The organism is Streptomyces sp. NPDC047453, assembly GCF_040643155.1.
Lineage (GTDB): Bacteria > Actinomycetota > Actinomycetes > Streptomycetales > Streptomycetaceae > Streptomyces.
On the sequence record NZ_JBEYTS010000024.1, the window covers coordinates 60,045 to 79,964 of the forward strand.

Annotated in this window: 20 protein-coding genes; 8 read left to right on the plus strand and 12 right to left on the minus strand. The window is 70.2% G+C overall.

The features are described from left to right. Positions 1-86: 86 nt before the first annotated feature. The 5 genes from ABZ818_RS21740 to ABZ818_RS21760 all read right to left on the minus strand — a co-directional run bounded on the left by ABZ818_RS21740 (position 87) and on the right by ABZ818_RS21760 (position 6,584). On the minus strand, positions 87-1,265 hold the full coding sequence (locus ABZ818_RS21740; RefSeq protein WP_361416874.1) for a 2-oxo acid dehydrogenase subunit E2: 1,179 nt from the start codon (positions 1,263-1,265) through the stop codon (positions 87-89). A gap of 17 nt (positions 1,266-1,282) precedes the next feature. Continuing rightward, positions 1,283-3,970: a pyruvate dehydrogenase (acetyl-transferring), homodimeric type gene (aceE, locus tag ABZ818_RS21745; RefSeq protein ID WP_361416877.1), complete on the minus strand. Its 2,688-nt coding sequence runs from the start codon at positions 3,968-3,970 to the stop codon at positions 1,283-1,285. A gap of 210 nt (positions 3,971-4,180) precedes the next feature. Continuing rightward, positions 4,181-4,792: an NAD(P)H-binding protein gene (locus ABZ818_RS21750; RefSeq protein ID WP_361416880.1), complete on the minus strand. Its 612-nt coding sequence runs from the start codon at positions 4,790-4,792 to the stop codon at positions 4,181-4,183. Positions 4,793-5,019: 227 nt separating this feature from the next. Continuing rightward, on the minus strand, positions 5,020-5,514 hold the full coding sequence (locus tag ABZ818_RS21755) for a cupin domain-containing protein (protein ID WP_361416883.1): 495 nt from the start codon (positions 5,512-5,514) through the stop codon (positions 5,020-5,022). A gap of 122 nt (positions 5,515-5,636) precedes the next feature. Continuing rightward, positions 5,637-6,584 (minus strand): alpha/beta hydrolase, encoded by a 948-nt coding sequence (locus tag ABZ818_RS21760; RefSeq protein ID WP_361416886.1) that lies wholly within the window; start codon positions 6,582-6,584, stop codon positions 5,637-5,639. A 425-nt stretch (positions 6,585-7,009) separates the two neighbouring features. Here ABZ818_RS21760 and ABZ818_RS21765 point away from each other — a divergent pair, with 425 nt between their 5' ends. From ABZ818_RS21765 to ABZ818_RS21775, 3 genes are all read left to right on the plus strand, one after another. Next, on the plus strand, positions 7,010-7,786 hold the full coding sequence (locus ABZ818_RS21765; protein WP_361416889.1) for a DUF427 domain-containing protein: 777 nt from the start codon (positions 7,010-7,012) through the stop codon (positions 7,784-7,786). Between the two features lie 127 nt (positions 7,787-7,913). Further along, positions 7,914-8,864, plus strand: a complete 951-nt coding sequence (locus tag ABZ818_RS21770; protein ID WP_361416891.1) for an alpha/beta hydrolase — start codon at positions 7,914-7,916, stop codon at positions 8,862-8,864. Positions 8,865-8,913: 49 nt separating this feature from the next. Beyond that, positions 8,914-9,654, plus strand: coding sequence for an alpha/beta hydrolase (locus ABZ818_RS21775; RefSeq protein ID WP_361416893.1), 741 nt, complete (start codon positions 8,914-8,916; stop codon positions 9,652-9,654). A 71-nt stretch (positions 9,655-9,725) separates the two neighbouring features. On the opposite strand, the gene ABZ818_RS21780 is transcribed toward ABZ818_RS21775, so the two are convergent. The 3 genes from ABZ818_RS21780 to ABZ818_RS21790 all read right to left on the minus strand — a co-directional run bounded on the left by ABZ818_RS21780 (position 9,726) and on the right by ABZ818_RS21790 (position 11,357). After that, positions 9,726-10,130, minus strand: coding sequence for an OsmC family protein (locus tag ABZ818_RS21780; protein ID WP_361416895.1), 405 nt, complete (start codon positions 10,128-10,130; stop codon positions 9,726-9,728). Between the two features lie 158 nt (positions 10,131-10,288). Then, positions 10,289-11,026, minus strand: a complete 738-nt coding sequence (locus ABZ818_RS21785) for an SDR family NAD(P)-dependent oxidoreductase (protein ID WP_361416898.1) — start codon at positions 11,024-11,026, stop codon at positions 10,289-10,291. 1 nt (position 11,027) lies between these two features. Then, positions 11,028-11,357, minus strand: coding sequence for an SDR family NAD(P)-dependent oxidoreductase (locus tag ABZ818_RS21790; RefSeq protein ID WP_361416901.1), 330 nt, complete (start codon positions 11,355-11,357; stop codon positions 11,028-11,030). Between the two features lie 172 nt (positions 11,358-11,529). On the opposite strand from ABZ818_RS21790, the gene ABZ818_RS21795 reads away from it, so the two are divergent. Together ABZ818_RS21795 and ABZ818_RS21800 are read left to right on the plus strand one after the other, a co-directional pair. Continuing rightward, positions 11,530-12,186: a helix-turn-helix domain-containing protein gene (locus ABZ818_RS21795; RefSeq protein ID WP_361416904.1), complete on the plus strand. Its 657-nt coding sequence runs from the start codon at positions 11,530-11,532 to the stop codon at positions 12,184-12,186. A gap of 160 nt (positions 12,187-12,346) precedes the next feature. Next, a complete protein-coding gene (locus ABZ818_RS21800) occupies positions 12,347-13,069 on the plus strand; it encodes an RNA polymerase subunit sigma (protein WP_361416907.1) in 723 nt (240 codons plus the stop codon). Here ABZ818_RS21800 and ABZ818_RS21805 read toward each other — a convergent pair. The 3 genes from ABZ818_RS21805 to ABZ818_RS21815 all read right to left on the minus strand — a co-directional run bounded on the left by ABZ818_RS21805 (position 13,023) and on the right by ABZ818_RS21815 (position 16,868). After that, entirely contained in the window at positions 13,023-14,027 is a 1,005-nt protein-coding gene (locus ABZ818_RS21805) for an RNA polymerase sigma-70 factor (protein WP_361416911.1), read from the minus strand. The two genes, ABZ818_RS21800 and ABZ818_RS21805, sit on opposite strands and share 47 nt — an antisense overlap. Before the next feature lie 245 nt (positions 14,028-14,272). Further along, complete coding sequence (locus ABZ818_RS21810; protein ID WP_361416914.1) at positions 14,273-15,019, minus strand: SDR family oxidoreductase; 747 nt, start codon at positions 15,017-15,019, stop codon at positions 14,273-14,275. 118 nt (positions 15,020-15,137) lie between these two features. Further along, entirely contained in the window at positions 15,138-16,868 is a 1,731-nt protein-coding gene (locus tag ABZ818_RS21815; protein ID WP_361416917.1) for an FAD-binding protein, read from the minus strand. 193 nt (positions 16,869-17,061) lie between these two features. Between ABZ818_RS21815 and fdxA the strand changes: the two genes are divergently transcribed. Further along, entirely contained in the window at positions 17,062-17,445 is a 384-nt protein-coding gene (gene fdxA / locus ABZ818_RS21820; protein WP_352048457.1) for a ferredoxin, read from the plus strand. A gap of 70 nt (positions 17,446-17,515) precedes the next feature. Here fdxA and ABZ818_RS21825 read toward each other — a convergent pair whose 3' ends face one another. Further along, positions 17,516-18,412, minus strand: a complete 897-nt coding sequence (locus ABZ818_RS21825) for an RNA polymerase sigma-70 factor (RefSeq protein WP_361416920.1) — start codon at positions 18,410-18,412, stop codon at positions 17,516-17,518. A 363-nt stretch (positions 18,413-18,775) separates the two neighbouring features. Between ABZ818_RS21825 and ABZ818_RS21830 the strand changes: the two genes are divergently transcribed. Both ABZ818_RS21830 and ABZ818_RS21835 read left to right on the plus strand, forming a co-directional pair. Beyond that, positions 18,776-19,162, plus strand: a complete 387-nt coding sequence (locus ABZ818_RS21830) for a cupin domain-containing protein (protein ID WP_229878697.1) — start codon at positions 18,776-18,778, stop codon at positions 19,160-19,162. 17 nt (positions 19,163-19,179) lie between these two features. Next, positions 19,180-19,800 carry a DUF5134 domain-containing protein gene (locus tag ABZ818_RS21835; protein WP_361416923.1) on the plus strand — a complete coding sequence of 207 codons (621 nt, stop codon included), beginning with the start codon at positions 19,180-19,182 and terminating at the stop codon, positions 19,798-19,800. Positions 19,801-19,920: the final 120 nt, after the last annotated feature.

Consider the following 19,920-nt stretch of genomic DNA (forward strand, 5'->3'; position numbering starts at 1 on the left):
GGTGGAGCCGCGGCCGGGGCCGACAGGCGTGTGTTGCCGGACCGTCGGCGGTCGTGTCCGGCGTATCCGTGACCACCGCCGTCGCGTCAACGTATGTCTTCGAACGCCGCAGCCTCGACGATCTTCTTCACGGTGGTCAGATAGCGGGCGGCGTCCGCGCCGTCCACCAGCCGGTGGTCGTAGGAGAGCGAGAGGTGGACCAGTTCGCGGACACCGATGAACTCCTCGTCGCCGTCCTGTACGACCGCGGGCCGTCTGACCGCGGCTCCCACGCCCAGGATGGCCGCCTGGTGCGGCGGGACGATGAGGGTGTCGAAGAGGGCGCCGCGTGTTCCGGTGTCGGAGACCGTGAAGGTGGCTCCAGCCACGTCCGCGGGCGTGAGTCTGCCGGCGAGGGCGTGGTCGGTGAGGTCGTGGACGGCACGGGCGATGCCGCTGACGGTCAGATCGCCCGCGCCCCGCACCACCGGAGTCACCGGCCCCTGGTCGGTGTCGACCGTGATGCCGACGTTCTCGGTGTCGTAGTACGTGATGGTCGCGCCGCCCGTGTCGATCCTGGCGTTGATGACGGGATGTGCCTTGAGCGCCTGGGCGGCGGCCAGGACGAAGAACGGCAACGGTGTCAGGGCGAAGCCCTCGCGGGCCATGTAGCCGTCCGCTGTCCGCCGCCACAGCCGCAGCAGGCCGGTGGCGTCGGCCTCGACGGTGGAGGTCAGCTGCGCCTGCTCCAGCAGCGCCTGCTTGAGACTGTCGCCGACGGCCTTGCGCAGCCGGGGGACGGCGGCGGTGTGCCCGCGCAGGGCAGCCGTCGGCGGAGCCGCTGCCGTTGCCGTTGCCGCTGCTGGTATGGGGCGCGGAGCCGGAGCGGCCGCGGGTGCCGGTGCCGGCATCGGGGCGGGTGCGGGGTGCGGCATCGGCGCCGCGGCGGGCGGCTGCGCGACCGGCGCCGATGAGGGGGCGGGCTGCGGTGCGGTCACCGGCGCGGCCGGGGCGGCGGTGACCGCGGTCGCCGCCGACGGTTCGGCGTCGGGCGGGCCGATGACGGCGAGCTCGGCGCCCACTTCGACCGTCTCGTCCTCGCCGACGACGATGGTCAGCAAGATTCCCGTGGCGGGAGCGGGGATCTCGGTGTCCACCTTGTCGGTGGACACCTCCAGCAGCGGTTCGTCCTCCTGGACGTGCTCGCCGGGCTGCTTCAGCCAGCGGGTCACGGTGCCCTCGGTGACGGACTCGCCGAGCGCGGGAAGGGTCACGGAAATAGTCATGGCGGCGTATGGCTCCTTCAGGTGTCCAGGCCGTAGTGCTTGCGGGCGCGGTCGACGGTGGCGGGGTCCACTTGTCCGGCCCGTGCCAGCCGGTCCAGGGCCGTCACGGTGATCGATTCGGCGTCCACGCGGAAGTAGCGCCGTACGTCCTCGCGGGTGTCGGACAGGCCGAATCCGTCCGTGCCCAGTGAGTAGTAGTCCTGCTCGATCCACTGGCCGATCTGGTCGGGGACCTGGCGCATCCAGTCGCTGACGGCCAGGACCGGACCCGGCGCACCGGCGAGCGCCTCGGTCACGAAGGGCACACGTGTCTCGCCGCGCGTGCGGGCGGTGTCGGCGTCCATCGCGTCCCGGCGGAGCTCCGTCCAGGACGTCACCGACCAGACATCGGCGCGCACGTTCCAGTCGGCGGCGAGCAGTTCCTGCGCGCGCAGTGCCCAGTGGACGGCGGTGCCGGAGGCCAGGAGCTGCAGCCGAGGGCCGGACACGGCGGGGTCGCCGGGTCGGAACGGGTACAGGCCGCGGACGATGCCCTCCTCGATGCCGGGCCACGCAGGAATGGGCGGCTGGGGCTTCGGCTCGTTGTAGACCGTGAGGTAGTAGAAGACGTTCTCGGGCCGCTCCCCGAACATCCGGCGCAGGCCGTCGCGGACGATGACTGCGATCTCGAAGGCGAAGGCCGGGTCGTAGCTGACGGCCGCCGGGTTGGTGGCGGCCAGGAGGTGCGAGTGGCCGTCGCCGTGCTGGAGACCTTCGCCAGTCATGGTGGTGCGTCCGGCGGTGCCGCCGACGACGAACCCGCGGCCCATCTGGTCGGCGAGGGCCCAGAACTGGTCGCCGGTGCGCTGGAAGCCGAACATGGCGTAGAAGATGTAGAACGGGATCATCGGCTCGCCGTGGGTGGCGTACGAGGTCGCGGCGGCGGTGAATTCGGCCATGGAACCGGCTTCGGTGATGCCCTCGATGAGGAGCTGCCCGGTCTCGCTCTCCCTGTAGTGCAGCAGTTGGTCGGCGTCGACGGGGTCGTAGGCCTGGCCCCGCGGCGAGTAGATGCCGGCCGTGGGGAACATCGACTCCATGCCGAAGGTACGGGCCTCGTCAGGGATGATCGGCACCCAGCGGGCGCCGATGCGGCCGTCCCGCATCAGGTCCTTCACCAGGCGGACCAACGCCATGGTGGTGGCGACCTCCTGGTGGCCGAAGCCCTTGAGCAGCGCCTCGAACGGCTGCGCGACAGGCTCCGGCAGCGGCTTGGCGATCACACGGCGCGCGGGGGCGGGACCGCCCAGCGCGGCGCGCCGCTCGCGCAGGTACCGCACCTCAGGCGAGTTCTCCCCCGGATGCCAGAAGGGGACGACGTCACCGGCGAGGGCGCTGTCGGGGATGGGCAGATCCAGCACGTTGCGCAGCTCGCGGAACTGCGCCATGGTCAGCTTCTTCATCTGGTGGTTGGCGTTGCGGGACTCGAACGCCGACCCGAGGGTGTGCCCCTTGACCGTCTGGGCGAGGATCACCGTCGGTGCCCCCCGGTGTTCGACGGCGGCCCGGTAGGCGGCGTACACCTTCAACGGCTCGTGCCCACCGCGGGAATTCTCGAAGAGCTCCACCAGCTGGGCGTCGCTCAGGGTGGCGGAGAGTGCGGACAAGGTGTCTCCGACGAAGAAGTTCTTGCGGATGTAGGCGGCGTCTCGCGCGGCGAAGGTCTGCATCTGGGCGTCGGGCTCCTCGCCCAGGCGGCGCACCAGGTCGCCGGTCGTGTCCTGGGCCAGCAGCGGGTCCCAGGCCTCGCCCCACAAGGTCTTGACCACGTTCCAGCCCGCCCCGCGGAACCGGGCCTCCAGCTCCTGCACGATCTTGGAGTTGGACCGCACGGGTCCGTCGAGGCGTTGCAGGTTGCAGTTGATCACGAAGGTGAGGTTGTCCAGGCCCTCACGGGAGGCCAGCGTCAGGGCGGCCGTCGCCTCCGGCTCGTCCGTCTCCCCGTCGCCGAGGAACGCCCACACGCGGGAGGCGGAGGTGTCCTTGATGCCGCGGGCCTGCAGATAGCGGTTGAAGCGTGCCTGGTAGACGGCGCCAAGAGGGCCGAGGCCCATGGACACGGTCGGGAACTCCCACAGCCACGGCAGGCGCCTGGGGTGCGGGTAGGACGGGAGGCCGTGACCGCCGGCCTCGCGCCGGAAACCGTCCAACTGCTGCTCGCTCAGGCGGCCTTCGAGGAACACCCGGGCGTAGATGCCCGGCGAGGCGTGCCCCTGGAGGAACAACTGGTCGCCCGAGCCGTCCTGTTCCTTGCCACGGAAGAAGTGGTTGAAGCCGATCTCGTACAGCCAGGCCGCCGAGGCATAGGTGGAGATGTGTCCGCCCAGGCCGAGCCGGGAGCCGCGAGTGACCATGGCCGCGGCGTTCCACCGGTTCAGGGCGGTGATCCTGGTTTCCATGGCGATGTCGCCGTCGAACGCTGGCTGCGCGGCCGCCGGGACGGTGTTGACGTAGTCCGTGGTGAGCAGCCCCGGCACGGACAGGCCGGCGCGGGCCGCGTACTCGTGCACGCGCCGGATCAGGTACACCGCCCGATCGGGTCCGGCGTTGCGTATGACGGCGTCGAGGGAGTCCTGCCACTCGGCGGTCTCCTCGCGGTCACGGTCGGGAAGCTGGTCGAGCTCACTGCTCGACGGGGACGCGGTGGGCCGGGACGGGTCACTCATGGGCGGCCTTCCTCAAGGCATGGGGCGGGGGAGACGGGAGGGGGTGGTGGATGCCGCGGGCCGTCGGACGGTGCGGCGCGGGTGGATCAGCGGTCTTTGAGCCACTGGGCCAACGTGTGACGGCCAGATGGGCGTCCGGTCCGGGCATCAGGGTCCGCTCCCCGATCAGGGCACCGAAGAACGGCGTCTGTGCGTCGCCTATCACGGGAGTCACGCGGTCCTGGGCGGCGAGCACGTCGGCGGCGAAGTCCTCGAACGGTCGCTCCTCGGGTCCGGCGACCTCCAGGACGCCGAACAGCGGCATCGCGACGGCGGCGTGGGCGAGGGGGCGGCGACGTCGCTGGCCGCGACCGGCCGCAGCCGTGGGGCTACGTGCACCCCGTCCGCGTGCACGCCCGCGCAGACGGCGCTCTCCACGGACGCGAAGAACGGGGTGGCGCGCACCAGGGAATACGGCAGTGCGGAGCGGCGGACGAGGTCCTCCTGTGCGGCCTGGGCCCGGAGGTAACCCGAGGCGACGCGGTCGGCGCCCACGGCGGACAGGGCCACGTAGTACTCGACGCCGGCCTTCCTGGCGGTCATCAGGAGGCTGCGGGTGGTGTCGCCGAAGAACGCCGTGCTGACGTCCTGCTGTCGCGAGGGCGCGTCGGTGACGTCCACCAGGTTCTGTGCACCGCGCAGTGCTCGGCGCAGAGCGTGTGCGTCACCGGCGTTGACGCCCAGGGCGCGGGAGAGGGGCACCACCTGCGCCCCGTGGTCCCGCAGACGGGTGACCGATCTCGAGCCGATCTGTCCCGTGGCGCCTGCAACGACGACTTTCATGCGGTCTCCTTTGCCGGGGGCGGGACGGTCGGGCGTGACGGCCAGGACGTGCTGAGAGGGCGACGGCGAGGTCGGATACGCCCGCGCGCCCCGCCTTGTTGACCGGACGAAAGGTGTTGTTGTGACAAGCTGCCCGTTACCCGAACCTGGGTCGTCCCGACGACGGGTGTCCCGCGACCACGACCGCGGGGAGGACGCGGGTGCCGCGGGACACCGGAGGGGTGGACCTACTCCACGAAGTAGGAGTCGTGCCGGTCGAAGAACGCGGAGCGCTCCTCCTCCGAGGCGTGCGCCAGCTGCGACACCTGCTCGAAGTACTCCTCGCGCGGCGCGCCCGGTGTGAACAGCAGGAGCATGTCCGCCGGTGCGTCGGAGTCGTTGCGGAAGGCGTGCAGCCCGCCTTGCGGCACGTGCAGGAAGTCGCCCTTGCGGGCGTCCACCCAGCGCACACCGTCGAAGATGCGCACGGTGCCGTCCAGGATGTAGAACGACTCCGAGATCCGCTTGTGGAAGTGCGTCTTCGGGCCGCCGGCCCGCGGCCTCATCTCGACGCGGTACAGCCCGAACTCGCCGCGGGTGGTCGCGGTGGTGGCCAGATAGTGGGTGGCGTCCTTGCCCGGCCCGCTCTCGCCGAGGTCGGGTGGGGTGTCGGCAGGCCGGAACACGGCGCTGACCTCGCCGTTGTCTCCGAAGTACTTCTGTTCCGGGTAGGGGTACGACATGGTGGTTTCCTTTCCTGAGGCAGTCAGGCGGCCGCGTGCCCGCCCGCACTCGTTGTGACCGGTGGACACGGTCCGATGTGACGTCGGCGCGGCGATGGGCCGCGGTGCCGCGCGGTCGGGTGTCAGCGGGTGAGGCAGTCGTGGCGGGGATGTCCCCGTCGCAGGGCCCGTACGTCCCGTACCGCCGCGGCGAATGCCTCGGGGCGTTCCTGCGGCAGGTTGTGGCCGGCGTCCGCGACCTGAAGGTGCAGGCGGGGGCCGGTGAAGTGGTGAGCGGTCGATGACCCGTCGGTCGCCGGGAAGTTGCCGTCGGCGGTGCCGTCCAGGGTGACCGTGGGGACGGTGATCGGAGGAAGACCGGCGAGGCGGGCTTCCAGATCGGCGTACGCGTCCGCGCCCGGTGCCAGGCCGAGCCGGTGCCGGTAGGAGTGGATGACGACGTCGACGTAGTCCGGATTGGTGAAGGCCTCAGCGGCCCGCTCCAGTTCGGCTTCGCCGAAGGCCCACACGGGGGAGTTGCGTTTCCAGATGACCCGGGCGACGCCCCGTGGATCGGCTGCCAGTCCGGTGCGGCCGCGCTCGGTGAGGAAGTAGTAGAAGTACCAGAAACCCGCCTCCAGTTCGGGGGAGATGGGGTTTATGGCGGCGCCGATGTCCTGGATCAGGTAGCCGTTGACACAGACCAGGCCGAGGACCCGTTCGGGCCACAGCGCCGCGGCGACCGTGCCCGCGCGACCGCCCCAGTCGTAGCCGGCGAGGTAGGCCCGCTCGATGCCGAGGGCGTCCAGGAGTGCGATGACGTCGGCCCCCAGGGCCGCCTGCTGGCCGGAACGGGGAAGAGAGTCGGACAGGAATCTGGTGGGGCCGTGCCCTCGCAGGTGGGGGACGATGACCCGGAATCCGCCCTCGGCCAGCAGGGGGGCCACGTCCACGTAGCTGTGGATGTCGTAGGGGAAACCGTGCAGAAGGACGACGGTGTCACCGTCGGGGGAGCCCGTCTCGTAATAGGCGACTTCGAGCACGTCGGTCGTGACGCGTCGTAGGGGGGCGAGCAGGGGCAGGGCTGACATGCGAATCCTCCGACGAAGGAGTGGTGGGGGAGGGGAGCCGCAGTTCCGGTCGGGCGCGGCTGGGGTACCGGGTGGTGTGGCCGGGCGCGTTACCGGGCCCGGCCGCCGCCGGGGTCCGGCCCTCGGCGACAGTGTGCACAGTGTGCATGAGAAGGCTGTCTTGTTAGTGTCATGAGTGTTGGCGTCATAATGGGTACGCGTGTTCACGGCGTGATCTCCTCTCCACGGGGGACTGTCTCCCCGCACAGACCGGCCTTCGCCACCTGCTGTGACAGCGAAGCAAGCCCTGCTCAGCGCTGTGTGCTTCGGCGCCGGACGAACCCCGCGGTCCGTGACGGCCCGAGGATGCGGGCGTCCCGGGCGCACACCCTCTCCGTGTCCGGTCCGAACGGGCGCGGAACCTCCGACCGACTTAGGTGATGACCATGGAAACCGAAAGTGTTCTGCATCCGAGCTTCCTCGTGCCCGTCGGGCACGTGGAGCCGGTGCCCCGCCGTATCAGGGGTGTGATCGGCGGTCGCACCGTCTTCGACACGCGGCGCGCCCTGTACGTCTGGGAGTGGCAGGCCTATCCGCAGTTCAGCATCCCGGTGCGGGACCTCGTCGACGGCGTCCTCGACGACGAAGGGGTCGCCGAGGAGCACGGTGCGGGCACGGCGCACCGGCACACTCTGTCCGTGGGCGGGGACTCGCGCCCCGGTGCCGCCTGGGTGTGGGGGAAGGATGCCCCGGCGCCGCTCCAGGGCACGGTGCGCTTCGAGTGGCCAGCCATCGACTACTGGTTCGAGGAGGACGAACCCGTCTTCGTCCACCCCAGGAGCCCGTACTCGCGTGTGGACGCCGTGCGTTCCTCCAGCAGCGTCCGCGTGGAGCTGGAGGGCGTGGTCCTGGCGGAGGCGCCGGCGTGCGTCAAACTCTTCGAGACCGGCCTGCCGACGCGCTACTACCTTGACCGCGCGCACGTCGACTGGACCCGACTGCGGCGGACCGACACGGTGACCCGCTGCCCGTACAAGGGAACGACGAGCGGCTACTGGTCGTTCGACGGCGCCACCGCCGCCCACGAGGACATTGCCTGGGCGTACGACTTCCCGACCATCCACGCCAACCGCATCGCGGGCCTGACGGCCTTCTACAACGAGCATGTCGACCTCTTCGTGGACGGCGAGCCGCTGCCGAAGCCCGGCGTACTCCGTTCCTAGCCCCTGCTCCGGTGTCCGGTCCCGGGCCGCGCTCGACTGCCCGGGACCTTTTGGTGTCACACATCTGCTGCGGGCCTGGTCCCATGGTGTGAAAAGTCCTCCTTAAGCGCCAGAGAAGGAACACACCATGAGCGACATCGTTCTCGAGCCCGCCGCGCAGGATTTCGCCGACGCGACCGCCAAGCCGCCGCTGCTGTACGAGCTCGGGGTCGAGGGCGCGCGCAAGCTGCTCGACGACGTGCAGGCGCAGCCCATCGAGAAGCCCGACGTGGACGAGAAGTGGATCACCGTTCCGGCGGAGGTCGGCGACGTGCGGGTGCGCATCCTCAAGCCCGTCGGCAGCTCTGGCCCCCTGCCCGTCATCCTCTACGTGCACGGCGGCGGCTGGATCCTCGGCAACGCCGGCACGCACGACCGGCTCGTGCGCGAGCTGACCGTCGGGGTGAACGCCGCCCTGGTCTTCGTCGAGTATGACCGCTCCCCGGAGGCCAAGTACCCGGTCGCCATCGAGCAGGCCTACGCGACCGCCCGGTGGATCACCACCGAGGGCGCCGGCGAAGGCCTCGACGCCTCCCGCGTGGCCGTCGCCGGTGACTCGGTCGGCGGCAACATGACCGCCGCGCTGACCCATATGGCCAAGCAGCGGGGCGACGTGGCCTTCGTGCACCAGTCGCTGTACTACCCCGTCACCGACGCGGCCCAGGACACCGAGAGCTACCGGACCTTCGCGCACGGCCCGCATCTGACGGCCAAGGCCATGGAATGGTTCTGGGACGCCTACACCACCGACCCCGCCGAGCGCGCCCAGATCACCGCCTCGCCGTTGCGGGCGACGCTGGAAGACCTCCGGGACCTGCCGCCGGCGCTCGTCGTCGTCGACGAGAACGACGTGCTACGCGACGAGGGCGAGGCCTACGCCCGCAAGCTCATCCAGGCCGGTGTGCCGACGACCAGCATCCGCTACAACGCCTCCCTGCACGACTTCATGATGCTGAACACGGTCCGCCGCACCCAGGCGTCGACCGCGGCGATCGAGCAGGCCATCCACGTGCTGCGCAAGGCTCTCGGAACCGACTGACACCGCACACGCGACCACATTTCCCCGGCACGTCGAAAGGCCATTTTCCATGAGTGCACACAAGCCCACCATCGTCCTCGTACACGGCGCGTTCGCGGACGCCTCCAGCTGGAACGGCGTCGTCGACAAGCTGCTCGCGCACGACTATCCGGTGATCGCCGTCGCCAATCCGCTCCGCGGACTGACCACCGACGCCGACTACGTCCGGCAGATCGTGACGTCCGTCGAGGGCCCCGTCGTCCTTGTCGGCCATTCGTACGGCGGGTCTGTCATCAGCAACGCGGCCAAGGGACTGCCCGAGGTCAAGGCGCTCGTTTTCGTCGCGGCGTTCCTGCCGGAGGAGGGCGAGAGCGCCGTCACCCTGTCGGGCAAGTTCCCCGGCAGCACCCTCGGCGACACGCTCCGGCCCGTGCCGGTGACGCTGCCCGACGGCAGGCAGGTCATGGACCTGTACATCGAACAGGCCAAGTTCCACGATCAGTTCGCCGCTGACGTCCCCGAGGAGACCACGGCCGTCATGGCCGCGACACAGCGGCCGGTGGCCGATGCCGCGCTGGCGGAGGGCGCGTCCGCGCCCGCGTGGCGGGACATTCCCTCCTGGGTGCTGGTGGCGGACGGGGACCGGAACATCCCCCCGCAGGTGCAGACCTACATGGCCGAGCGGGCCGGGGCCTCGGTCATGAAGGTCTCCGCCTCCCACGCGGTCAGCGTCTCGCGCCCCGGTGACGTGGCCCGTCTGATCAACGAGGCGGCGCAGGCGACCGCCGGAGCGCCGGAGGCCCGCGCCTGACGGACGCGGGGTGCGGGGTCCGGCTTCACGGTCGGACCCCGCACCCCGCGTTCTTGCGTGAGCCTGACGTGTCACGGCAGCGGTGCGGGCTCCGCGAGCAGCGTGGGCACCGTGATGATCGTGACGTCCTTGGTCAGCAGCCGATGGACAGGACAGCGTTCCGCGACCGCCAGGAGCTGGTCCCGCTGCGCGGGGGTCAACTCCCCGACGAGCCCGATGTTCTTGACCACCTGCCCCTGTGCGCCGAAGCGGACCGCGACGTCCACCCGGTCCAGCGGCCATTCGTGGCGCTGCGCGTAGGCCCGCACCGCCATGGACGTGCACGCTCCGAGCGCGGCCAGGAGGAGTTCGCCCGGGGTGGGGCCGGTGTCGCTGCCGACGGGCTCCGGCTCGTCGGCTGTCAGGCGGTGTGTACCGATCGCCACGGAGCGCGCGAGCTGCTTTCCTTCGGCCACGGTAACGATGCGCGTGTTCATGCTTGCCTCTCAGCCGAGGTACGGGCAGAGGCACGACTTGTGCCTCCCGAAGCTCAGACCGTGCGGGGCGCCCGACTGTGACGGCCGGCGTGCCCGTACTCGGCTGCAAGCAGGGGGTGCGGGGCGGTGGTTGCCGCCCCGCGGGTGATCAGGGGTGATCAGCGGGACTGGTCGGTGGGGCGTACGAGGATCTCGTTGACCGCGACGTGGTCGGGCTGTGTGACGGCGTAGACCACCGCGGCCGCGATGTCTTCCGGCTGAAGGGTCCGCATCGACTCGGCCATGGTCTTGACCGCGGCACGCCTGATGGGGTCCGTGATGTGGTCGGCCAACTCGGTCGAGACGAAGCCCGGCTCCACGACGACGACGCGGACCCCCTGCTCGGTCACCTCTTGGCGCAGCGCCTCGGCGAAGGCGTTGACGCCGAACTTGGTGGCGGAGTAGACCGCGGCGCCGGCCGAGGAGATACGGCCCGAGGTGGAGGAGATCTGGACCACCGCGCCGCGGGAGCGCAGCAGGTGGGGCAGTGCGGCGTGCACCGTGTACATGGAGCCCAGCAGGTTGGTCTCCACCATGCGGGTCCATTCCGCGAGATTGGCGTCAAGGACGGGGCCGGTGAGCATGATGCCGGCGTTGTTCACGACGATGTCGAGGGTGCCGAAGCGTTCGACGGTCCGGTCGACGGCCTTGCGCACCGACTCGGGGTCGCTGACATCCATGTCCAGGACGAGGATCTCCCCGGGCGCTTCCTGCGCCAGTGCTTCGAGCCGGTCGGTCCTGCGGCCACCGACGGCCACGGTGGCCCCCGCCTTCGACAGCGCCAGTGCGGTCGCCCTGCCGATGCCGGACGAGGCGCCGGTGACAAGGACGACCTTGGGGTCGAGAACGGAACTCATGTCAACTCCGAAAAGGGGTAGTGGGGTGAGACGGGCAGGCCGTGTCGTGTGCAAGGACAGGACAGGACGGCCCGAGAAGATGACCGAGGGTGCCGAAGCGTTCGACGGTCCGGTCGACGGCCTTGCGCACCGACTCGGGGTCGCTGACATCCATGTCCAGGACGAGGATCTCCCCGGGCGCTTCCTGCGCCAGTGCTTCGAGCCGGTCGGTCCTGCGGCCACCGACGGCCACGGCGGCCCCCGCCTTCGACAGCGCCAGTGCGGTCGCCCTGCCGATGCCGGACGAGGCGCCGGTGACAAGGACGACCTTGGGGTCGAGAACGGAACTCATGTCAACTCCGAAAAGGGGTAGTGGGGTGAGACGGGCAGGCCGTGTCGTGTGCAAGGACAGGACAGGACGGCCCGAGAAGATGACCGAGGGGTCACGTTGTGCCAGCGTAACACTGAAAATGACCCGCGAGTCATGTTCAGTGTTAATGTTGTGACACGCATAGGGAGGCGTCATGACCGGGAGAACAGCGGCAGCGCAGGCCAGGGCCGACAGCGTGCGCAATCGACGGCTGCTCCTGCGAGCGGCCACCGAGGCCTTCGCCGAATGCGGGGTGGATGTGTCGATGCACACGATCGCCCAGCGGGCCGGCGTCGCCAAGGGCACGGTGTTCCGGCACTTCCCGACGAAGGACGACCTTCTCGCGGAGATCATGATGCAGCTGCTCGACCGGCTGCTCGAGACGGCGGACCGGCTCCTGCGCGCCGATGACGCCGGCCGTGCGCTGAAGGACTTCATGGGACACGGAATCGGCCTGCTCGCCGCCGACCGCGCGTTCTGCGACGTCATCGGCCGGCCCTCGCTGCAGCACGCGAACGTACGCGAGGCGATCGACCGGCTCTGCGACACGGTCGAGGACCTCACCGCCCGGGCCAGAGAACAAGAAGCCGTCCGCGGTGACATCACCGGAACCGACATCGTGCTGCTCCTCGGCGGCATCCACCAGACCGCCCAGCCGCTGCTGGACCGTGAACCGCGGGCGTGGGAACGCTTCCTGGAGATCGCGTTCGACGGACTGCGGGCCCGTGACCGCGCGGCCCTGCCGCATCCGCCCCCCGCCCAGCTGCGGATCGCGGACCCGTCGGGCGTCTCTGCACCGACGAAGACGTGACACTAAGTGGCACATCATCGGTGTGTTGTGAAATCATGCCGCAGCTTCTGTCTTGATCAGGCCGGTCGACCAGCCGGGTACGGACGGGGGCGGGTAACGTCTGAGTCATGCCGTCGCGGCGGCTGCGGCTCCGCAATCTCGTCGGCGTGGGGGTCGCTCCATGGATCATGTCGTTGGCGCGGTACCGCTCGCCGAGTCGCTTGACGAACGGCGGCACCTGCTGGACGTCGCCTGCCGCGCGCTCGGCAGCCGCGTCGCGGCCGAACGCGTCGTCGACGAGGCCTACCGGCGGTGGTACCGCCTTACCGATCCGGAGCGGGTCCGGATGCCGTCCCCCCGCGTCTGGCTCACCCAGGTCGTGGACGAGGCGTGTCTGATGCGACCGGCGTCGGCCTGGCGCGGTGGGGAGGAACGGGAGATCCAGGCCCTGCGGGCGTTGTGCGACGAGGACGTGGAACCGGTCGAGCGGGCCCTGTTAAGTGTGGGTGCGCGGCGAGCGCGGCCTGTGTCGGCGCGTCGCGAGCATGAGATCACTGTTGCCGTGCGGCAGGCGTGCAGCGATCAGGACGGCCCCCGACTGCGGTCGCTGCTGGCCCCCGATGTGACGGCCTTCTTCGACAGCGGCGGCAAGATCCGGGCGCTGACCCGGCCCGTCCGCGGCGACGAGCAGGTCGCCCGCACCCTGTTGGTCCTGCTGGCTGGACAGCGGCGTGTGACGCTGTGCACCGGATCGGTCAACGGGCGCACCGGCCTCGTCGCCCGGTGCGACGACCAGGTCGCCGCGGTGCTGACCCTCGACATCGCGGACTCGCTGGTCGTTCAGGTCTGGGCTGTTCTCAACCCCGACAAGCTGCGTAGCTGGAACCGTTCCCCTCCCGGGTGAGCTCACGTGCCACGGCGTCCACGGGACGCGAGGGCAGGGGCGCGCAGTGGGCGCGGGATCCGAGGAAGGCGGCGATCTTGTCGGGGGTGAACACCCACAGAACCCGGTGGATCCCCCGCCGTGTGGCGGCGATGGTCATGAAGGTGGCGGGCCGGCCGTCCCGGTACAGCAGAACCCCGGCGCGCCCGTTGGCCTGCACGGGTGCGATCTCGACCGTCGGCCAGAAGCGTGACGAGGCGGTCGACAGGTTCGCCACCCGGGCACGACCGACCACGGGTACGCGGGCCGCGCCGCGCAGCCCGTTGCCGTCGGACAGACTGACCGCGTCGGGCGTCAGGAGCGCTTCCAGCGAGGCCACGTCCCCTTCCTGGGCGGCCGCGACGAAAGCATCGAGCAGTCTGCGGTGCTCCTGGATGTCGACACTGTCCCGCTCGTCGTCCGTGAGGTGCTTGCGCGCCCTGCTCACGATCTTCCTGGCGTTGACCGGGGTGAGGCGCAGTATCTCCGCGATCTCCGAGTAGCCGTACTCGAAGGCCTCCCTCAGCACGTAGGCGGCTCGTTCGGTGGGTGTGAGCTTCTGCAGGACGAGGAGTAGGGCGAGTTCCAGGGCCTCGGCGCGTTCAGCGCCGGCCACCGGGTCGATGCTGGTGTCGATGGGCTCGGGCAGCCAGGGCCCGATGTAGGTCTCGCGGCGCACGCGGGCGGACTGCGCCACGTTGATGGCCAGCCTCGTCGTCGTGCTCGACAGGAACGCCGCAGGGCTGACCACCGCCGAACGGTCGGTCCGCTGCCAGCGCAGCCACGCCTCCTGCACGACGTCCTCGGCTTCCGTTGCGCTGCCCAGGACGCGGTAGGCGATACCGAAGAGCCGGGGCCGCAGTTCCACGAAGGTGGTGACGGCCTCGGCGAGGTTCCTGTCCGCGAGAGGTGCCTCTGTGGGGGATGCCTCTGGATACATGTCCCTCTGACTCCATTCCTCCGGGGCCCGGGTTGTCGGAATGCGGCCACGAGGCGCTCACAGACCCGGCGATCGTCTCCCCCCCACGACCGAGGGACCAAGGACGCTGTGACAGTGCTTTTTGGAGCACTTTTCATCGGCGTGGATGCGGAACCGGCCTTGCGCGTGGGCTGATCTACGGCGCCGTACAAAAAATAGGCCTGTCGTTCCACGGGGCGTGGAACGACAGGCCCGGGAAGACGCGCCTACTGCTGCTGGGCGAGCCAGTCGACGAAACGGGTCTCGCCGATGCGAGCGTCCGGACCGGGAAGGAGCGTGGTCTCCTGCAACTCGGCGCCGAAGTACGGGGCGTGCACGTCGGCGACGACCGTACGCGCATCGTTCTTGGCGGCCAGGCCCTTGCGGATCAGCTCGTCCAGCTGGAAGGTGTCGGGACCGGCCACCTCGACCACACGGTTGACCGGCGTGCCCACGGCGGTGCGGCCCACAGTGGCGGCGACGTCGTCCGAATAGACGGGCTGGATCTTCACCGGGGCCAGCTTGACGGTGTCACCCTCGGTCGCCGACTCGGCGATGCCCTTCATGAACTCGAAGAACTGCGTGGCATGCACGATCGACCACGGGATCCCGGAGGCCTTGATCAGTTCCTCCTGCGCCTGCTTGGCACGGAAGTAGCCGCTCTCCTGGAGCCGTTCCGTACCCACCACCGACAGGGCGACGTGGTGGGTGACACCGGCGTTCGCCTCAGCCTTGAGGAGGTTGGTGGTGGAGGTACGGAAGAACTCCATGACGGCGTCGTCCGCGAAGGAGGGCGAGTTGGAGACGTCGATCACGACGGCCGCGCCCTCCAGCACCTCGGCCAGGCCCTCGCCCGTCAGCGTGTTGACGCCGGTGTTCGGGGCGGCCGCCACCGCCTCATGGCCGTGTTCGTTGAGCTTGCTGACGACCTTCGAGCCGATCAGTCCGGTGCCGCCGATCACTACGACCTTCATGGGGACGTTCCTTTCACTCATTCTCATCTGCCGCCTGCACGAGGTATGACCGGGAACTGATCGGCGCTGTGACACCTTTCTTGAAATTCCGGAAATCTTCTCCCGGGCAGGGTGATTCCTATTCGACGAGTTTTCCGTCCGCCGAGACGTCCTCTATCAGGGCCGCGATCTCGTCGGGGACAGGGCTGATGGGCTCGCGGGTGATGCCGTCGGTCGGGGACCAGACGAGGTTCACCTGCAGCGCGGGATCCATGTCGGGGTAGTCGCTGCGGTTGTGGCATCCGCGCGTCTCGCGCCGCTCCAGCGCCGCTTCCAGTGTGGCCCTCGCCGCCAGTGCCGACGACTTGAGGTCGAAGGCGTGGGCGAGGTCCTGGAAGCCGGCGATGTCCGGATGGACGCCGACGTTCTCCATGCGCTTCTCGATGGCGTCCAGCTCCGCCAGCCCGGTGCGCAGCCCCTCCTCGTCGCGGACCACGCCCGCGTGCTCGGTCATGGTGTTGCGGATCGCGCGCTGCAGGGCGCGCACGTTCTCGGCTCCGTCCGCGGCGAGCAGGTCGTCGACCTCCGCACGCGCCTGTGCCACCGCGGCGGCCGAGCGCGGCTGCGCGGTCAGGGACTCCGAGTAGGCGGCGGCCGCCTGTCCGGTGATGCGGCCGTACACCAGCAGCTCGATGAGGCTGTTGCCGCCGAGCCGGTTGGCGCCGTGCAGTCCGCTGGAGGCCTCACCGATGGCGTACAGGCCCCGCACGTCCGTGCTGTGGTCCTCGGGGCGGACCCACACACCGCCCATCGAGTAGTGCGCGGTGGGCGCGACCTCGATGGGATCCCGGGTGATGTCCAGCATCTGCAAGTCCAGCAGTGTCTGGTAGACGCGGGGAAGCCGGTTCATGATGGTCTGCCGGGGCAGGTGGGAGACGTCGAGCCACACCCCGCCGTTGGGCGTGCCGCGGCCTTCCTTGATCTCGGTGTAGGAGGCGAGGGCGACCCGGTCGCGTGTGGACAGCTCCATGCGTACGGGGTCGTAGCGGTTCATGTACCGCTCGCCGAGCGCGTTGCGCAGGATGCCGCCTTCGCCGCGGGCTGCCTCGCTCACCAGGGTCCCGGCCGCGTTCTCCGGCTCGATGATGCCGGAGGGGTGGAACTGGACGAGTTCCGGGTCGCGCAGCCGGGCTCCGGCCTCCACGGCCAGCCGGAAGGAGTCACCGGTGTTCTCGTCGCGCCGTGAGGAGGTGCGCCGCCAGATCCGGGTGTGTCCGCCGGCCGCGAGGATGACGGCGTCCGCGTGCACGAGGTAGCGCCTGCCGTCGGCAAGGCCGAAGCCGTAAGCGCCGAAGACGGCGCCGTCGTGGACCAGGAGACGGGTGATGTAGACGTTGTCGAGCACCGGTATGTCCAGCTGGTTCGCGCGCCGGATGAGCGTGCGCTGGATCTCCAGGCCCGTGTAGTCGCCCGCGAAGGCGGTGCGGCGGAACTTGTGGGCGCCGAAGAAGCGCTGGGAGATCCGGCCGTCCTCCTCCCGGGCGAAGGCCATGCCGTAGCGCTCCAGGTCGTCGATGCCGAGGCCGGCTCCCCGGGTGACGATCTCGGCGGTGCGGGGGTCGCTGAGGAGGTAGCTCTCCTTGAGGGTGTCGGCGGCGTGCTGCTGCCAGGTGTCCTCGGGGTCCATCGTGGCCAGGGCCGCATTGATCCCGCCAGCGGCGAGAGAGGTGTGGGTGTCCTCCTTGGGGCGCTTGCCGACTGCGAGGACATCGACGCCGGCCTCGGCCAGCTCGATGGCCGCGCGCAGGCCCGCTCCGCCGGTGCCGATCACTAGCACTGTGGTGGAAAGACGTTGTTCGGTGGCAACCACGATTGCTCCCATCGCTTGGGGTGGTCACCTGCTACGACCAGGTGGAGTGACGGTTTGTGACACCGCCGCCCCGGCCCGGGCCCGCCTGTCGGTGTCACACCCCGGCGGCCGGGCCGGTCATACCGCACACCGGCTGGGCGCACGAAGGCCGTGCGGTCCGCAACCGCTGGCCGGCGAAGGGGAGGTGGGGACGATGACCTACGTCATCGCGGAGCCGTGCGTCGACGTCAAGGACCGGGCGTGTGTGATCGAGTGCCCGGTCGACTGCATCTACGAGGGCGAGCGGACGCTGTACATCAATCCCTGGGAGTGCGTCGACTGCCACGCCTGCGAGCCGGTCTGCCCGGTCGAGGCCGTCTTCCACGAGGACGACCTGCCGGCACAGTGGGCGCAGTACCGGTCCGTGAACGCCGAGTACTTCCGCGACGCGCCGGGGGAGGGCACCGGGCGGGCCGCGCGGGCCGACCATCCCGTGGTCGCGGCCCTCCCCCCGCAGCACGCGGTCAAGAACGACCTGTCCGGATTCGCCGCCCGCAAGGAGGAGGCCGTCGACGCCGACCTGTGGTTCCCGTGGTGAACCGCCCGGGCCCTGGGCGTGCGGCGGACCGGCGGGTCAGGCACCCAGGGACGGCGTGCAGGGGTGCGGGTCAGGCCCCCAGGGACAGGACGTAGGGGTTCAGCTTGACCGGGTTCATCACCCACATGATGCGCTCGATGCCGGCCTCGGACGCGTCCACGCACAACAGGGCCACCGGGGCGTTGTCCCGTGCGACGAGCACGGCGGGCCGGCCGTTGGCCTCGACGAACCGGGTCTCGGCGTCCGGCCAGAACCGCGGGGCGAAGGCGGCCAGGTAACGCGAGACGTGATCGCGGCCGATGACGGGGATCCTGGACGCGCCGCGGATGCCGCCGCCGTCCGAATAGCTGACGACGTCCGAGGTCAGCAGGTCCTCCAGGGTGGAGAGATCTCCCGTGCGCGCGGCGGAGAGGAAGCCTTCGAGTAGACGCCGGTGGGCCGCGGGGCTGACGCGCTCCTTGCGCTCGGCGCCCAGGTGCTTGCGCGCCCGGCTGACAAGCTGCCGAGCGTTCGCGTCGGTGGTCTCCAAGATGTCGGCGACCCGCTGGTAGGGGTAGTCGAACGCCTCCCGCAGCACGTAGGCGGCGCGTTCGATCGGGTTGAGCTTCTCCATCAACAACAGCACCGCCAGCTCGACCGCCTCGGCGCGTTCCGCCCCCAGGTGCGGGTCCTGGGTGGTGTCGACCGGCTCGGGGAGCCAAGGCCCGACGTAGGACTCCCGGCGTACCCGCGCGGACTGGGCCAGGTTGATCGCGAGCCGGGTGGTGACCGTGGTCAGAAAGGCGGCTGGTTCATGGATCTGCGCGCGGTCGGTGTTCTGCCATCGCAGCCAGGCGTCCTGGACGATGTCCTCGGCCTCGACGGCACTGCCGAGGATGCGGTACGCGATGCCGAACAACCGGGGTCTGACCGAGAGGAAGTCGTCGAGACCGCGGTCGAACGTGTCGGGGTGGGCGCCAGCGCGCATGGGTCGTCCCTTCTGGCTTTGCGCCCTACATGCTACGCGCGAGGGGGAAAGGTACGCGCTGCGGGCCGCATCTGCTCACGCTATCTCTTTCGCGATCCCCGGTCACACGGTGGCAAGTCGCGCCCGATCCGCCAGATTTGCCCCCGGGACCGCTGCCCGCCCCATCTCCGGAAGACCGCGGTCGACGGGTGAAAGGACTGTGTGGGGCCGGTTGTCACACATGCGCCCGGTCCCCGGTCACCAGTGACGAACGATGTTCACGCCTACGGAAGGTGCAACACAGTGTCGGACAACATGACAGCACACGACCACTCCGCCCACGGCCACCACGGGCACGGCGACCAGGAGGGGACCGCCGGCTGGATGACGGCGGCGAAGGTGCTCCAGGACGCCGCACCGATCACCGTCCCGGAGGGGGCGTCGGCGATGACCATTCTCGTCGAGTGGGAGCCGGGCGACCCGGGCACGCCTCCGCACCGGCACTCCGGCCCCGCCTTCGGCTACGTCGTCGAGGGCGCGGTCCGTTTCGAGCTCGAGGGCGAGCCCGAGCGCGTGGTGGAGGCGGGCGGCACCTTCTGGGAGCCCGGCGGAGACGCCATCCACTACCAGGACGGCAACGCGCTTTCCGACGCGCGGACCCGGTTCGTGGTGACCATGATGTGTGCTCCGGGCAAGCCCATGCTGGAACTGGTCGACGAGAAGGAACTGGCGGAGCGCGCCCACCTGCGGGCACCGCGCCCCACCGCCTGACCGGGCACGGACCCGGCATGGGCACGCCCGTCGTCCTGGTGCACTGCCTGCTGACGCTGCTGTTTGTGGCGGTGCTCCTGCATGGGCTGGCGCGGGGCGTCGGGTCCCCCAGGACCGGGTTCGGGGTCCGGGTGGACCGGCTGCTGGCCGCCGCCATGGCCGTGTCCATGGCGGCGATGCCCTGGATCGATGTCCGCGCGGGGCCCGCTGCCGTCGCCGGCGGCGTCTTCACTGCTGGCGCGGTGTGGTTTGTGCTGCCTGTCGGCCGTCGGGAGGCCGGGAGGAGGGCGGCGATGACCCACCGGCTGCCGCACGCGGCCGGTATGGCCGCGATGGCCTGGATGCTGCGCGTGCCGCACACCGGGACCGGACCGGCGCACGCCCACCTCGGGGCGGCTGCGCACTCCACCGGGCCCGGCGCTCTGGGAGCTGGTGTCCCCCTCGGCGGCTCCGTGATCACGCTGTCGCTGGCGTCCTGTCTGCTGGCGTATGCGCTGTGGTCGCTGACCCGCCCCATGCCCTCGCTGCGCTCGGCTGTGAGCGCGGCGCGCCGTGCCGCGGCGGCGACGCCGTCACGGCACGTGGGTGAAGGGGCGATGGCGCTCGGGACGGCCGTGATGCTGGTCCTGCCCCACTGAGTGCGGGGAAGAAAAAACGGGCGCGCGCCCGGCACGGCGAAGGCGCGGTGGCCCGCGGTCATGCGCTGAGTGATCGCGGACCACCGCGCCGGACGGTCGGAGCGACGGTCGTCGCCCTAC

What these genes read in the sequence shown, in the direction of transcription:
- ABZ818_RS21740 (WP_361416874.1), bottom strand. Translation starts at nt 1,265, where the DNA reads ATGACTATTTCCGTGACCCTTCCCGCGCTCGGCGAGTCCGTCACCGAG.
- aceE (WP_361416877.1), bottom strand. Translation starts at nt 3,970, where the DNA reads ATGAGTGACCCGTCCCGGCCCACCGCGTCCCCGTCGAGCAGTGAGCTC.
- ABZ818_RS21750 (WP_361416880.1), bottom strand. Translation starts at nt 4,792, where the DNA reads ATGAAAGTCGTCGTTGCAGGCGCCACGGGACAGATCGGCTCGAGATCG.
- ABZ818_RS21755 (WP_361416883.1), bottom strand. Translation starts at nt 5,514, where the DNA reads ATGTCGTACCCCTACCCGGAACAGAAGTACTTCGGAGACAACGGCGAG.
- ABZ818_RS21760 (WP_361416886.1), bottom strand. Translation starts at nt 6,584, where the DNA reads ATGTCAGCCCTGCCCCTGCTCGCCCCCCTACGACGCGTCACGACCGAC.
- ABZ818_RS21765 (WP_361416889.1), top strand. Translation starts at nt 7,010, where the DNA reads ATGGAAACCGAAAGTGTTCTGCATCCGAGCTTCCTCGTGCCCGTCGGG.
- ABZ818_RS21770 (WP_361416891.1), top strand. Translation starts at nt 7,914, where the DNA reads ATGAGCGACATCGTTCTCGAGCCCGCCGCGCAGGATTTCGCCGACGCG.
- ABZ818_RS21775 (WP_361416893.1), top strand. Translation starts at nt 8,914, where the DNA reads ATGAGTGCACACAAGCCCACCATCGTCCTCGTACACGGCGCGTTCGCG.
- ABZ818_RS21780 (WP_361416895.1), bottom strand. Translation starts at nt 10,130, where the DNA reads ATGAACACGCGCATCGTTACCGTGGCCGAAGGAAAGCAGCTCGCGCGC.
- ABZ818_RS21785 (WP_361416898.1), bottom strand. Translation starts at nt 11,026, where the DNA reads ATGAGTTCCGTTCTCGACCCCAAGGTCGTCCTTGTCACCGGCGCCTCG.
- ABZ818_RS21790 (WP_361416901.1), bottom strand. Translation starts at nt 11,357, where the DNA reads ATGAGTTCCGTTCTCGACCCCAAGGTCGTCCTTGTCACCGGCGCCTCG.
- ABZ818_RS21795 (WP_361416904.1), top strand. Translation starts at nt 11,530, where the DNA reads ATGACCGGGAGAACAGCGGCAGCGCAGGCCAGGGCCGACAGCGTGCGC.
- ABZ818_RS21800 (WP_361416907.1), top strand. Translation starts at nt 12,347, where the DNA reads ATGGATCATGTCGTTGGCGCGGTACCGCTCGCCGAGTCGCTTGACGAA.
- ABZ818_RS21805 (WP_361416911.1), bottom strand. Translation starts at nt 14,027, where the DNA reads ATGTATCCAGAGGCATCCCCCACAGAGGCACCTCTCGCGGACAGGAAC.
- ABZ818_RS21810 (WP_361416914.1), bottom strand. Translation starts at nt 15,019, where the DNA reads ATGAAGGTCGTAGTGATCGGCGGCACCGGACTGATCGGCTCGAAGGTC.
- fdxA (WP_352048457.1), top strand. Translation starts at nt 17,062, where the DNA reads ATGACCTACGTCATCGCGGAGCCGTGCGTCGACGTCAAGGACCGGGCG.
- ABZ818_RS21825 (WP_361416920.1), bottom strand. Translation starts at nt 18,412, where the DNA reads ATGCGCGCTGGCGCCCACCCCGACACGTTCGACCGCGGTCTCGACGAC.
- ABZ818_RS21830 (WP_229878697.1), top strand. Translation starts at nt 18,776, where the DNA reads ATGACGGCGGCGAAGGTGCTCCAGGACGCCGCACCGATCACCGTCCCG.
- ABZ818_RS21835 (WP_361416923.1), top strand. Translation starts at nt 19,180, where the DNA reads ATGGGCACGCCCGTCGTCCTGGTGCACTGCCTGCTGACGCTGCTGTTT.